Origin of the sequence: Polaromonas sp. YR568, from assembly GCF_943369415.1 — a bacterium.
GTDB lineage: Bacteria > Pseudomonadota > Gammaproteobacteria > Burkholderiales > Burkholderiaceae_C > Polaromonas.
This window is the reverse complement of record NZ_CALRNF020000006.1, coordinates 1-12,375: the sequence shown is the minus strand read 5'-3', so window position 1 is coordinate 12,375 and position 12,375 is coordinate 1. Positions and strand designations below refer to the sequence as shown.

Here is a 12,375-nt window from a genome sequence, read left to right as displayed (position 1 = left end):
TATTGTTCTTATGGGGACGAATTTCTCTAAATTTCAGAAAATTTAGAGTTATTTGCCCTCTTGAGGACAAATGTTTTATCCCTGAGGGTGAGGGCCAAGAATTGTTCTTTTAAGGACAATTTACGAAAGTAGGCGGAGTTTTCCTGCTGTGCGTGCGCGCGTATGGCGATACCGCCCTGGCGCTGTACATCGGCGACGAGGACAACTTCGATGCCGTGGGCGTCCATTCATGGGAAGCCCTCTGCAAGGATTGCGGGTTTCGCCTGCCCGAGACCTTGAAAGGCTTCCGCAAAATGGCGCAAGACATCATGCCGGCCTGGCAAAAGACAAAGGCGGCCCTCATCAAGGATCTTGCGCCGGCGGCGCGCGAGCTTGAATTGCTGGAGAAAATAACCGGCGTTTTTGAAATGCATAGCGCGCATGCGCTTTCGATGACGGGCCGTTGAGCCGATCTAACGCGCGGCTTTTTTCCGCTTGGCCTTGGGCGCCAGCGCCGCCATCTGGTCATACAGCTGCTGCGCTGCCGACGACAGCGGCCGGCCGCGCCGGCGTATCAGGCCCACGGTGCGCGTGATGACCGGGTCCACCAGCGGCACGCTGACCAGGATGGGGTGGCCGTCGGGCGGCATGGACAGGCGCGGCACGGCGGCCACGCCCATGCCGGCCTCGACCAGGCTGACCAGCGTGGAGACGTGCTGCGCTTCGCAGTACCAGCGCGGCCGGCTGGCGTTTTCGCTCAGCGCCAGGTCCAGCAAAAAGCGGTTGCCGCTGTTTTTGGTGACCGACATGTACTCGTGCGCGGTCAACTCCGACCAGGTGACTTTTTTCTTGCGCGCCAGCGGGTGCTCCGTGCGGCAGGCCACCACAAAAGGCTCTTTGAGGATGGGCTCGAATTCCAGGTCGGGCTCCTGCGTGCCGATGTAGTTGAGCCCGAAATCCGCCTCGTTGCGCAGCAGCGTGGTCAGCACTTCGTTGGCGCCCTGGTCGATGATGCGCACCATGATCTGCGGGTAGCGCTCGTGGTAGGCCTTGAGGATGCCGGGCAGGAAGTAGCGCACGGCCGAGGGAATGCAGGCGATGGTGACCTCGCCGCTCACGTGCGTGGCCACGTCGCGGATGCCCATCAGCGACTGCTCCAGGTTGTTGAGCAGCTCGTTGGCCCGGTGCGAGAACTCGCGGCCCACCGTCGTCATGTCCACCTTGCGCGTGGTGCGGTGGAACAGGCGCACGCCCAGGGCGCCCTCCAGCTTTTCAATCCGCCGCGACAGCGCGGGCTGGGACAGGTGCAGCTCTTCGGCGGCGGCGCGAAAGCTGCCCAGCTTGGCCACCGCCACGAAAGCGCGCAAATCCGGCAAATCGAAATTCATGTGTGCCACGCATTAATCATAAGAAAGATTGCATTTTACAGAGCAATAGTCTTGGCCCATCATTCGTGCATGCCGTTTCCGAAGTTGCTGCCCGCATGCGCATGCGCCACAGCACCGTCGGGGGCGGTGAAAGGTGCCGGAATCTCCTGCAGTGAGACAAACCGGTGAGGCATGAACCCACTTCCGGAAGCTGGTCCGGTGGCTTTGAGCTGAAGCCGCCGGCTGGCTACCGCCCAAAAAACAGCCTGGAGGGGCCCCGTGGCCCTTCCCTATAAAAGGAGATATTTATGAGCCGCATAGTCCATTTGTCGCTGAAGGTCGACGACATCCAGAAAACCGGTGACTTCTACCAGAAGATGTTCAACTTCCAGGACGCCGTGACCAAGAAGACGCGCGACCACACCTCGCGCCACATGACGGACGGCGAGATCGACTTCACGCTGCTGACCTATGACGACGACGCCACTTCGGCCGAATCCACCGCGGCCGGCGACGGCCCCTGCATCCACCACTTCGGCATCGAGGTGGAAGACCTGGCCAAATCCACGGAAGAGATCAAGGCCAACGGCTGCGTGGTGGTGAGCGACCCCGGCGTGATCCCGGTCAAGTTCCGCGCGCCCGGCGGCACCATCGCCGAACTCGTCGAGATCGGCCGCTACAAGACCGACAACCAGGGCCAGAAGATCAACCGCATCACGCACATCTCGCTGAAGGTCGAAGACATCAAGGCCGTCGGCGACTTCTACATCAAGCTGTTCGACTTCCGCGACACCGAAACCAAGAAGACGCGCGACCACACCTCGCGCCACATGACGGACGGCGAGATCGACTTCACCCTGATCAAGTACGACGCCGGAACGACCTCGGCCGAGTCCACCGCCTCCGGCGAAGGCCCCTGCATCCACCACTTCGCCGTCGAGGTGGAAGACCTGGAGAAATCCACGCGCGACATCAAGTCCATGGGCTGCGAGGTCATCAGCGACCCCGGCGTGATCCCGGTCAAGTTCCGCGACCCGGGCGGCACCATTGCCGAACTGGTGGAAATCGGCCGTTACACACAATTGGGACGCTGAGCCGCCGGGTCGCCAAACCAAGAGAAATGCAAGCCCGCGCACCACTTTGTGGCCGCGGGCTTGCCGCCAGGGATCATCCACCGCCCGCCAAGAGGCGGTGAGAAAACAAAACAGTCGGAGACAAGCAATGAATACATTCACCCGAAAGGGCGATTTCTGGGCCGGGCTGGCACTGGCCGCGCTGGGCATCTACATCGTCAGCCAGGCCCTGGGCTGGCCCTACATGACCGAGGAAGGCCCGGGCCCGGGCTTTTTCCCGCTCTGGTACGGCTCGGTGATGGTGCTGCTGTCGCTGGCCCTGGTGGCCGGCACGGTGCTCAAGAATGACCCCAGGAGCCAGAAAGTGCTGCGCTGGTCGGAACTGCGCCGCGCCATGACCTGCTGGGCCGCGCTGGCGGTGTGCGTGGCCATGCTCAAGTACGTCGGTTTCATGATCGCCTTCGGCCTGCTCACCTGGTTCATCATCGCCATCATGTTCAAGCGCCCGCAAAAAGTGGCGCTGGCCTATGCCGTCGGCGGGGCCGTGGGTTTTTACGCGCTGTTTTCGTGGGCGCTGGAACTCCAGCTTCCCGTCGGCACGCTGTTTTCATAATTAAAAAATACAAGAGACAAGCACCATGGATATTTTCAATGGATTGATGCAGGGTTTTTCGGTTGCGTTGACGCCGATGAACCTGGGCATGTGCTTTCTGGGCTGTTTCCTGGGCACCGTCGTCGGCGTGCTGCCCGGCCTCGGCCCCCCGGCAACCATCGCGATGCTGTTGCCCCTGACCTTCAAGATGGACCCGACCGGCGCGATGATCATGCTCGCCGGCATCTATTACGGCGCCAAGTACGGCGGCTCCACCACCTCCATCCTGCTGAACGTGCCGGGAGAAACCTCCTCCGTCGTGACCTGCCTGGACGGCTACCAGATGGCGCGCAACGGGCGCGCGGGCGCGGCCCTGGGCATCAGCGCCATCGCCTCCTTCATCGCCGGCACCATAGGCACCGTGCTGCTGATGCTGGTGGCACCGCCGCTGGCAAAACTTACGCTGGCTTTCAGCGCGCCCGAGTACTTCGCCCTCATGGTGCTGGGCCTGACGATGGTGGTGCTGCTGGCCGGTGATTCGCTGACCAAGGCCTTGCTGTCCATGATGGTGGGCCTGTGGATCGCCAGCATGGGCACCGACCTGTTCACCGCCACCTCGCGTTTTACCTTCGGCCAGACCGAGCTGCTGGGCGGCATCGAGTTCGTCATCGTCGCCATCGGCATATTTGCCGTCGGCGAGGTGATGTCCAACATGGAGCCCGAAAAACCGCTGGACATGCTGCCGGTGCCCAAGGGGCTGAAGAACCTGCTGCCGACCTGGCAGGACATGAAGGACTGCAAATACGCTTTCCTCAACGGCTCGCTGATCGGCTTTTTCATCGGCATCCTGCCGGGCGCCGGCGCGACGATCTCGTCCTTCCTGAGCTACGGCATCGAGAAGTCGTATTCCAAGCATCCTGAAAAATTCGGCACCGGCGTGATCGAAGGCGTGGCCGCCCCCGAAGGCGCCAACAATGCCGACACCGCCGGCGCCATGGTGCCGCTGCTGACGCTCGGCATTCCCGGAAGCGGCACGACGGCCATCCTGCTGGCGGCGCTGGTGCTCTGGGGTTTCAAGCCCGGCCCGCTGTTCATCGAGGAAAGCCCGGCCCTGTTCTGGGGCCTGGTGGCCAGCATGTACATCGGCAACGTGGTGCTGCTGATCCTGAACCTGCCGCTGGTCGCGCTGTTCGCGCAGCTGCTCAAGATGCCGGGTTATGTGATGTACCCGCTGATCCTGGGCGTGTCCATCATCGGCGTCTACACCTCCGACTCCAGCATCTTCCAGCTGGCCCTGCTGGTGCTGTTCGGCCTGGTGGGTTACGCGATGCGCAAGCTGGACTTCCCGACGGCCCCCCTGGTGCTGGGCCTGGTGCTCGGCGATTCGATGGAAAAAGCCCTGCGGCAGTCGCTCATGATGTCGCAGGGCCACCTGTCCATCCTGTTCCGGCCGATTCCCGCCGTGCTGCTGTGCATCGCCGCCTTCCTGCTGATCGTGCCGCTGATCAAGAAATTCAATTCGGCGCGCGTGCAGATGATCGACGCCGAAGCCTGAGCCAAGCCTGATTTCCCTTTGCGTTTTGCCATATTTAAAACAGGAGACAAGCCATGAAATTTTCGAAAACACTTTGCGCCGTCGGCATGATGGCGCTGGCCGGCTTCAGCGGCCTGGCCCAGGCCCAGTGGAAGCCGACCAAGACGGTCGACGTCATCGTCCACACCGGGCCCGGCGGCGGCAACGACCTGCTGGCCCGCGCGGTTGCGCAGATGCTGGAAAAAGAAAAGCTGCTGCCGGTGCGCATGCAGGTGGTCAACAAGCCGGGCGGCAACGGCGCCGTGGCGGCCGCGGCGATCGCCGAGCGCAAGGGCGACTCGCACACCCTGGGTTTCATCACCAGCGTCTGGATCGCCAACCCGCTCACGACCAATGAAGCCAAGGTCACGCTGCACGACCTGACGCCGGTTGCTCGCCTGCTGCTCGAGCCCGCGGTGTTCGCCGTGCGCGCCGACTCGCCCTACAAGACCCTGAAGGACTTCATCGACGCGGCCAAGGCCAAGCCCGGTGAACTCAAGCAGTCCGGCGGCTCGGTGACTTCGCGCGACAACATCGTGCGCCAGCAGCTGCAGCAGCACACCGGCGCCAAGTGGGCCTTTGTGTCCTTCCAGGGCGGCGGCGAGCGCCTGGCCGCCTTGCTCGGCGGCCACGTCGACATGATGGTGATCGAGCCGCAGGAAGCCGGCGAGCAGATCCGTGCCGGCAAGCTGCGCGTGCTGGCGCAGATCGCTGAAACCCCGCTGCCCGGCTACCCCAACACGCCGACGCTCAAGCAGGCCGGTTTTGACATCGTGGCCACGCCGCAGATCCGCGCCGTCATGGCGCCCCCCGGCATCCCGAAAGAAGCGCTGGCCTACTACGAAGACCTGTTCTCCAGGCTGCGCCAGACCGCCTCGTGGAAAAAATACGTGGCCGACAACCAGCTCGAAGACAGCTATTCGAACGGTGCCGAACTGGGCAAGTCCATCGAGGCGATCGAGAAAGACATGCGTACCCAGTTCCAGCTTGCCGGCATGAAGCTGGTGCGCTGAGCGCGGCTTCTTTCACCCAGCCGACTTTGACGCAACGGCGGGGTAGCGGCGAAGGCCGCGCTCCGCTCGCGGGCGGGCCTGCGCCTGGCGCGAGGCGCGCCGGCACCTGACAGACAACAAAAAATCTCATTTTGGAGAGATGCTTGGAAGCTCTTAATATTCTCAGTGCCGGGGCCGCGCAGGCCGTTGTGGCGCGGCTGGTGGACTCGCTCCGGCTGGAACATCCGGGTACCGTCAATGCCTGTTATGGAGCTGTCCAGTCCATGAAGTCACGCGTGCTGGTGGGCGAGCCGGTGGACGTCATCGTGCTGACGGATGCGCTGCTCGACGAGCTGGTGCTCAAAAAACTCGTCGTACCCGGTTCGCGCGCTGAACTCGGCACCGTGGGCACGGGCCTGGCCGTGCGCGCCGGCACACCGGTGCCCGAAGTCGCCAACCAGCAAGCCCTGCGCGAAAACCTGCTTGCCGCCAAAAAAATCGTCTGCCCCGACCCTGCCGTGGCTACCGCCGGCATGGTGCTCATCAAGGTGCTGGAACGCCTCGAAATCCTCGAGCAGGTGCGGCCGCGCCTTGTCTACTGCAGCAGCGGCCACGAGGCCATGGCCGAACTGGCGCGCGGCACCGGCCCGCGGGAACTCGGCGTCATGCAGATGACGGAAATCATCGCCGGCGCCGGCATGGCGCTGGCCGGCCCGCTGCCGGCCGAGCTGCAAAGCAAGGTGATTTATTCCGCAGGCCTGGCCGTGCATTCGAAAAGCCCCGAGCGTGCCCGCGACTTCATGCGCCGCCTGACGGGCGACCGGCAGGCGCTTCGTGTCGCCGGTTTCGGCGAAGGCCAAAGCGCCACCGCCGTGCCTGCAACCCTTTAAAAAAACGAGGAAAAAAACTTATGTCCAGCAGCTCCAAATCCACCGCAACATCCCCCACCATTTCTGAACGCCTGGCCCAAGGCATCCTGGCCTGCACGCCAGCAGATTACGCGGGCACGCGCGCCGTCACCGACCGCCTGCTGCTCGACATCGCCGGCCTGTGCCTGGCCGCGCGCGGCCAGACCTATGTGAAGGCGGCGCTGGCCGCGCTGGACGGCGACGGCAACTGCACCGTCATCGGCTTTCCGCGCAAGCTCACGGCCGAAGGCGCGGCCTTCGTCAACGGCATCGCCTCGCACGGCGAGGACTTCGACGACACCTACGAAGGCGGGCCCGTGCACGCCGGCGTGGTCATCATCCCGGCGCTGCTGGCCGCGGCCGAGCGCCACCAGCTCTCGGGCGCCGACCTGCTGCGCGGCGTTGCGGTGGGGCTGGAAGTCATGTGCCGCCTCTGCAAGGTCGCGCCCATGCGCGTGCACAAGGCAGGCTTTCATCCCACGGCCATCTTCGGCGTGATGGGCGCCGTCGCCGGCATTGGCGCCGCGCTGCGCCTGTCGGAAGAAGAATTCGTCAACGCCTTCGGTATTGCCGGCAGCATGGCCGGCGGCCTGATCGAGTACCTGGCCGACGGCTCCTGGACCAAACGCATGCACCCCGGCTGGGCGGCGCAATCGGGCTACCGCGCCGTGCGCCTGGCGCAGGGCGGCTTCGTCGGCCCGCGCACCGTGTTCGAAGGCCACCACGGCCTGTTCCACGGTTTTGCCAACACGCTGGAAGGCAACTTCGAAGCCATGATGGACGGCTTCGGCAAGCAGTGGCTGTGCACCACCATCGCCTTCAAGCCTTATGCCTGCGGCACCATGTCCCACCCTTATATCGATTGCGGCCGCGAATTCCGCGCGCGCAACATCGACCCGGAGCAGATCGCCACCATTGAGGCCGAAACCGCCGAAGGCATTGTTCACCGCCTGTGGGAGCCGCTGGCCATGAAGCAGTCGCCGCCCAACGGCTATGCCGCCAAGTTCAGCACGCCGTATGCGATTGCTGCCGGCATCCTCAAGGGTGACGCCGGCCTGGGCGAATACGACGAGGACGTGGTGAAAGACCCGGCCATGACGCGCCTGGCGGGCAAGGTCTCCTACATCATCGACCCGGCCAATCCCTACCCCAACCAGTTCACCGGCCACCTGCGCGTGACGCTGAAAAACGGCGAGGTCTATGAACACCGCCAGGGCTACTTCAAGGGCGGTGCCGAGCACCCGCTCAGCGATAACGACATCCAACGCAAGTTCGTGGCCAACTGTGTGTACGGTGGGCTCACGGCAACGCAGGCGCAGCAGATGGCCGACGTGATGGCCGGCCTGCTCGACCAGCCCAGGGTCGACCTGTCTCGCCTGCCGGCCTGAAGATTTTTGGAAAATTGAAGATTGAAAGACGTTTCATGAGCAACACCCACAAACCCCAGGCCGTCGCGCTGGTCACCGGCTCGGGCCGCAACATCGGGCGCGAAATCGCGCTGGGCCTGGCCGCCACCGGCGTGGCCATCGCCGTCAACGTGCGCTCCTCGGCGGCTGAAGGCCAGGCCGTGGTCGATGAAATCATCGCCGCCGGCGGGCAGGCGCTGCTGTGCGTGGCCGACGTGACCGACGAGGCCGCGGTGGCGGCCATGGTGTCCAGCATCAAGGCCGCGTGGGGCCGTCTCGACATCCTGGTCAACAACGCCGCGATACGGCGCGAAGCGCCGCTGGCCGACATCTCGGCCCGCGACTGGCGCGACACGCTGTCCGTCATCCTGGACGGCGCCTTCTTCTGCACGCAGGCGGCGCTGCCGCTGCTCAGGGCTTCTGATCGCGGCGCCGTCATCAACATAGGCGGCATGACGTCCCACACCGGCGCGCCCGAGCGCGTGCACGTGGTCACGGCCAAGGCCGGCCTGGGCGGGCTCACGCGCGCGCTCGCGCACGACCTGTCGCCCGAAGGCATCACCGTGAACTGCGTGTCGCCCGGCATGGTCGACACGCAGCGCGCCACCAGCAGCTCCACCGCCGCGCCCAAGCACCACGCCAAACACCATCCGCTGCTGGGCCGTCGCGGCACGGCGGCCGAGATCGCGGCTTCCGTGGTCTGGCTGGCCGGGCCGTCGGCGCGCTTCATCACCGGGCAGACCCTGCACGTCAATGGCGGGACCTACCTGAGTGTCTGACAAGGCGGTTCCCGACGCGGCGCCGCAGACGGCGTTCCAGCTCTGGGGCCGCAGGCTGCTGACGCTGGTGGCCGCGGCGGCCGGTGGTTATGCCGCCTTCTCGCTGAAGATCCCGCTGCCCTGGGTGCTGGGCGCCATGATGGGCACGGCCCTGGTGATGCTGCTGGGCGTGGGCGGGCGGCAACCGCTGCAGGGCCGGCGCGCCGCGCAGATCACCATAGGCACGGCCCTGGGCCTGACCTTTACCCAGGAGGTGATACGCGAAGTCGCGTCGCTGGGCCACTGGATGCTCGCGGGCGCCGCGTTTTCCATCATGCTCACCATGCTGTTCTCGCGCGTCATCCAGCGCCTGGCCGGCATCGACGGGCCCACGGCGATTTATTCGGTGGCGGTCGGCGCCTCGGCCGAAATGGCGCTGCAGGCGCAAAAGGCCGGCGCCGACGGCGCGCAGGTCGCCTCGGCCCACGCCATCCGCATCATCCTGGTGGTCACGCTGGCCTCGGTCGTCGCGCACTACAGCGGCGAAAAAGCCGGTCCCTATATTTCAGCGGCCACGCCCGCCATCGGCTGGCAGCTCGCGCTGCTCTTCGTCTTCCTCGCGCCGGCCTGCGGCTGGCTGGCCGAACGCCTGCGCGTGCCCAACGCCTGGCTGCTGGGCCCGGTGATCATGGCCGGCTCCTTTGCCGCCTCGGGCGTCAACGGCCGCATGTTCCCCGAGGCGCTGGTCGCGGCGCAGGTGCTGATAGGCTGGAGCCTGGGCCAGCACATGACGCGCCAGTTCTTCATCAAGTCGCCGCGCATGCTGGCTTCGGCCGCAGCGGTCACGCTCAGCATGCTGGCGATTTGTGTGCTGCTGGCCTGGGGCCTGAGCAAGACCGGCGTCATCTCGCTGCTGACGGCCTTCCTCGCCGTGGCGCCCGGCGGTACGGCCGAAATGGCCATCATCGCCAAGACCTTCGGCATAGGCGCGCCCATCGTGACGGCCTTTCATTTCTTCCGCGTGATCTCGACGGTGCTGTCGATACGCTGGGTGTTCAAGTTCCTGGTGCGCACGGGCTGGGTGCACGACAAGGCCTTCGGTTCGAACCCTTAGGTCGTCGGCCCCCATCCCAGCCTTCCCCCAGCGGGGGAAGGAGTAGGAGCATTTTTCACGACTGTTTGCTCAGCCACTCTGGCCCCTTCCCCCCCTCTGGGGGAAGGCTGGGATGGGGGCCAGCGGCGCTCAGCCTGCCAACTTAGCCAAACTTGCGCCGCGCATCCAGCGCCAGGGCGGCGCCAATGCTGCCCAGGGAGCAGCTCACCGCGCGCCAGATGGAAACCTGTCATCTCGAGCTTCGATAGCGCATTTCCTTTTATCCGCTCCAGCGCTTGCGCCAGACTACGGTCGGCGAGCAAGATGGCATAGCAGCCATGGCTCATCACATACTTTATTTAAGTGCCTTGATGACGGCGGCGGTGAACGACGCCGTGTTACCGCTGCCACGTATGTCGCCGGTGCGCGCGGCCGCATTACCCAGCGCGGCGGCCGTGGCCTCCTGCATGGACTTCGCCGCGGCCACCGCCTGCGGAATGTTCTTGCGCCGGCCCAGCCAGTCGAGCAGCATGCGCGTCGACTCGATCATGGCGTAGGGATTGGCGCGGCCGCTGCCCGCGATGTCCGGCGCGGAGCCATGCGTGGCCTGCGCCATCGCGAAGTCGCCTTCGCCGATGCACAGGCCCGGCGCCATGCCCAGGCCGCCCACCAGCCCGGCCGCTTCGTCCGACAGAATGTCGCCGAACATATTGGTGGTGACCACCACGTCGAAGTTGTGCGGGTCGCGCACCAGGCGCATGGCCATGGTGTCGACGATGACCTCGTTGACCGTGACGTCGGGGTAATCCTTCGCGGCCTTGTGGCATTCTTCCACGAACATGCCGCAGCCCAGCTTGAACACCGTGTTCTTGTGCACCACGGTCAGCAGCTTGCGGCGCGAGCGCGCCAGTTCCAGCGCGACGCGGGCCACGCGCTCGCTGGCCACGCGCGTGATGACGCGCACCGACAGCGTGATGTCGTCGGTGGGCCGGAATTCGCCCGTGCCCAGCAGCATGTTGCGGTCGGGCTGGAAGCCCTCGTTGTTCTCGCGCACGATGATCAGGTCCACGTTGTCGTAGAGGCAGCCGATGTCGGGGTAGGAGCGTGTGGGCCGCACGTTGGCGAACAGGTTGAAGTGCTTGCGCATGATGGGGTGCGGGTTGATGGCGCCCGGGCCCTTGGGATAGTCGCGGTGGCCTATGGGGCCCAGCACAAAACCGTCCATCTTCTGCAGCGTTTCCAGCGTGCCCTCGGGCAGGGTGGAGCCGTGCGTGTCCAGCGCCCTGCGGCCCACCGGCATGGGCCGCCAGTCAATGCTGAGCCCGTGCAGCAGGGCCGCGGCGCTTGCCACCTCCACCGAAGCCGGGACGATTTCATGGCCGATGTCGTCGCCGTTCAGGGCGCCGAGGACGAGGTGGGATTTGTTTGTCATGCAGGCTTTGTCTCTTGATGGCCCGGCTGAGCGCGCGCTTGCAGGGCTGTTTTAAAGCGGCCATGGCGTGGCCGGAGTGCCCGATGATGCTTGAGCGCTTTGCCTATGTAAATTGCAAAGATGCTGAAGTTTGATGCGGCGCGCGCATCAAACTTCGAAGCGCGGATGCACCACGACCCATTCACGCACGCTTGCCGTCGCCCGCCCAGGCGGGTCGCCGTGATGGCGCGCTGCCTGCGCGATGGTTCAGTCCCTGTCTTGGGGCAAGGCCGATGCCGAAACTCCGAGCCTCAAAATTTTTTGGCTTCTATCCGCACAGCCGGTTCTTCATTTTGTTGATGGACACACAGGCCGAATGCACGCCTTCTTACTCCTGGAAGAACGGTGAGTAAAACAAATGAGTGATGACATTGTCTTGTTGCGGACAGTGAATGGCGATTTTTGACTGATACATCGCTGCGCTTGTAAGCTCCGCAGCACTTGACATAGGCAACCCCACAAAGCATGACAACTTTCAGGCTTCAAAATTCAAGCAAGAGGACTCTATGGTTGCTGCCCGTTGCGATCTTAGTTTGTGCGTGCAATCCAGCGCAGCAGAACTCACATCTGACAAATCAACAAAAGCAGCATATGGAAGACCAGAAGCAACAGGTCATCAGCTTCTTGGGTCGATTAAAAACGGCGCTCGATTTGAACGTCATTGGCGATCCTCAGCGATTGCAGGAAGTCACTGGGTTTGAAGTTTTAGAGTGGAACACGATGTTGACAGATCCGCACTACAGAACTGCGAATTGATGGCGATTCAATGTCTCAGCAATGGACCAGGCCCCAGAGATGCTGAGCGTCACTAATGAGTACCGCACCGGCTATAGCCCGGCAGATAACTCGTCTTATCCCGGTGGAATTGATATTGGCGGATTCCCAGCGGTAGCGTGCATCTCTCCCGCGGACATGGATCAGATATTTGGCGCCGCGCGTCTAGACGCTCAAATGAGGGCTCGACCGCATTTTGATCAGCCTTGGGTTGCGCCATTTTGGGATGTCAAGTCCTATGTCTGTGTGGATCTGCCTCAAAGTGCGCCGCTGTTTCCGCGATTTTGTTGCCTCGATGACTAGCCAGGTGGCCAGCTTCTCGGCGTAGGGATCGAGCTTGCTTGGGGTTGCCCGCCTTTGGTAGCTGGGCTCGCTCTCTTCCGATCGCA

12 protein-coding genes are annotated in these 12,375 nt (G+C 63.9%); 10 read left to right on the top strand and 2 right to left on the bottom strand.

Features of this window, described 5'->3' with window-relative positions; translation table 11 throughout:
- Positions 1 to 152 precede the first annotated feature (152 nt).
- The gene (locus ACLV74_RS05810; protein ID WP_411878433.1) at positions 153 to 446 is read left to right on the top strand and encodes a hypothetical protein; all 294 of its coding nucleotides are present in this window, start codon (positions 153 to 155) and stop codon (positions 444 to 446) included.
- A gap of 6 nt (positions 447 to 452) precedes the next feature.
- On the opposite strand, the gene ACLV74_RS05805 is transcribed toward ACLV74_RS05810, so the two are convergent.
- Positions 453 to 1,367 carry a LysR family transcriptional regulator gene (locus ACLV74_RS05805; protein ID WP_411878432.1) on the bottom strand — a complete coding sequence of 305 codons (915 nt, stop codon included), beginning with the start codon at positions 1,365 to 1,367 and terminating at the stop codon, positions 453 to 455.
- A 287-nt stretch (positions 1,368 to 1,654) separates the two neighbouring features.
- On the opposite strand from ACLV74_RS05805, the gene ACLV74_RS05800 reads away from it, so the two are divergent.
- The 8 genes from ACLV74_RS05800 to ACLV74_RS05765 all read left to right on the top strand — a co-directional run bounded on the left by ACLV74_RS05800 (position 1,655) and on the right by ACLV74_RS05765 (position 9,762).
- Complete coding sequence (locus ACLV74_RS05800) at positions 1,655 to 2,440, top strand: VOC family protein (RefSeq protein ID WP_411878431.1); 786 nt, start codon at positions 1,655 to 1,657, stop codon at positions 2,438 to 2,440.
- A 127-nt stretch (positions 2,441 to 2,567) separates the two neighbouring features.
- Positions 2,568 to 3,032 (top strand): tripartite tricarboxylate transporter TctB family protein, encoded by a 465-nt coding sequence (locus ACLV74_RS05795; protein WP_411878430.1) that lies wholly within the window; start codon positions 2,568 to 2,570, stop codon positions 3,030 to 3,032.
- Between the two features lie 25 nt (positions 3,033 to 3,057).
- Positions 3,058 to 4,566, top strand: a complete 1,509-nt coding sequence (locus ACLV74_RS05790; RefSeq protein ID WP_411878429.1) for a tripartite tricarboxylate transporter permease — start codon at positions 3,058 to 3,060, stop codon at positions 4,564 to 4,566.
- A 53-nt stretch (positions 4,567 to 4,619) separates the two neighbouring features.
- Positions 4,620 to 5,597, top strand: coding sequence for a Bug family tripartite tricarboxylate transporter substrate binding protein (locus ACLV74_RS05785; RefSeq protein ID WP_411878428.1), 978 nt, complete (start codon positions 4,620 to 4,622; stop codon positions 5,595 to 5,597).
- A gap of 131 nt (positions 5,598 to 5,728) precedes the next feature.
- The gene (locus ACLV74_RS05780) at positions 5,729 to 6,466 is read left to right on the top strand and encodes a molybdate ABC transporter substrate-binding protein (protein ID WP_411878427.1); all 738 of its coding nucleotides are present in this window, start codon (positions 5,729 to 5,731) and stop codon (positions 6,464 to 6,466) included.
- A gap of 20 nt (positions 6,467 to 6,486) precedes the next feature.
- Positions 6,487 to 7,872, top strand: coding sequence for an MmgE/PrpD family protein (locus ACLV74_RS05775; RefSeq protein ID WP_411878426.1), 1,386 nt, complete (start codon positions 6,487 to 6,489; stop codon positions 7,870 to 7,872).
- Positions 7,873 to 7,907: 35 nt separating this feature from the next.
- Positions 7,908 to 8,669 carry an SDR family NAD(P)-dependent oxidoreductase gene (locus ACLV74_RS05770; protein WP_411878425.1) on the top strand — a complete coding sequence of 254 codons (762 nt, stop codon included), beginning with the start codon at positions 7,908 to 7,910 and terminating at the stop codon, positions 8,667 to 8,669.
- Entirely contained in the window at positions 8,662 to 9,762 is a 1,101-nt protein-coding gene (locus tag ACLV74_RS05765; protein ID WP_411878424.1) for an AbrB family transcriptional regulator, read from the top strand. Before ACLV74_RS05770 ends, ACLV74_RS05765 begins: the two co-directional genes overlap by 8 nt.
- Positions 9,763 to 10,096: 334 nt before the next feature.
- Here ACLV74_RS05765 and ACLV74_RS05760 read toward each other — a convergent pair whose 3' ends face one another.
- Positions 10,097 to 11,173, bottom strand: coding sequence for an isocitrate/isopropylmalate dehydrogenase family protein (locus ACLV74_RS05760; RefSeq protein WP_411878423.1), 1,077 nt, complete (start codon positions 11,171 to 11,173; stop codon positions 10,097 to 10,099).
- Positions 11,174 to 11,803: 630 nt separating this feature from the next.
- On the opposite strand from ACLV74_RS05760, the gene ACLV74_RS05755 reads away from it, so the two are divergent.
- Entirely contained in the window at positions 11,804 to 11,968 is a 165-nt protein-coding gene (locus ACLV74_RS05755; RefSeq protein ID WP_411878422.1) for a hypothetical protein, read from the top strand.
- Positions 11,969 to 12,375 lie beyond the last annotated feature (407 nt).

Bases quoted from the DNA above. Each gene is read 5' to 3' on its own strand.
- ACLV74_RS05805 (WP_411878432.1), bottom strand. From the start codon at position 1,367: ATGAATTTCGATTTGCCGGATTTGCGCGCTTTCGTGGCGGTGGCCAAG.
- ACLV74_RS05800 (WP_411878431.1), top strand. From the start codon at position 1,655: ATGAGCCGCATAGTCCATTTGTCGCTGAAGGTCGACGACATCCAGAAA.
- ACLV74_RS05795 (WP_411878430.1), top strand. From the start codon at position 2,568: ATGAATACATTCACCCGAAAGGGCGATTTCTGGGCCGGGCTGGCACTG.
- ACLV74_RS05790 (WP_411878429.1), top strand. From the start codon at position 3,058: ATGGATATTTTCAATGGATTGATGCAGGGTTTTTCGGTTGCGTTGACG.
- ACLV74_RS05785 (WP_411878428.1), top strand. From the start codon at position 4,620: ATGAAATTTTCGAAAACACTTTGCGCCGTCGGCATGATGGCGCTGGCC.
- ACLV74_RS05775 (WP_411878426.1), top strand. From the start codon at position 6,487: ATGTCCAGCAGCTCCAAATCCACCGCAACATCCCCCACCATTTCTGAA.
- ACLV74_RS05770 (WP_411878425.1), top strand. From the start codon at position 7,908: ATGAGCAACACCCACAAACCCCAGGCCGTCGCGCTGGTCACCGGCTCG.
- ACLV74_RS05760 (WP_411878423.1), bottom strand. From the start codon at position 11,173: ATGACAAACAAATCCCACCTCGTCCTCGGCGCCCTGAACGGCGACGAC.
- ACLV74_RS05755 (WP_411878422.1), top strand. From the start codon at position 11,804: ATGGAAGACCAGAAGCAACAGGTCATCAGCTTCTTGGGTCGATTAAAA.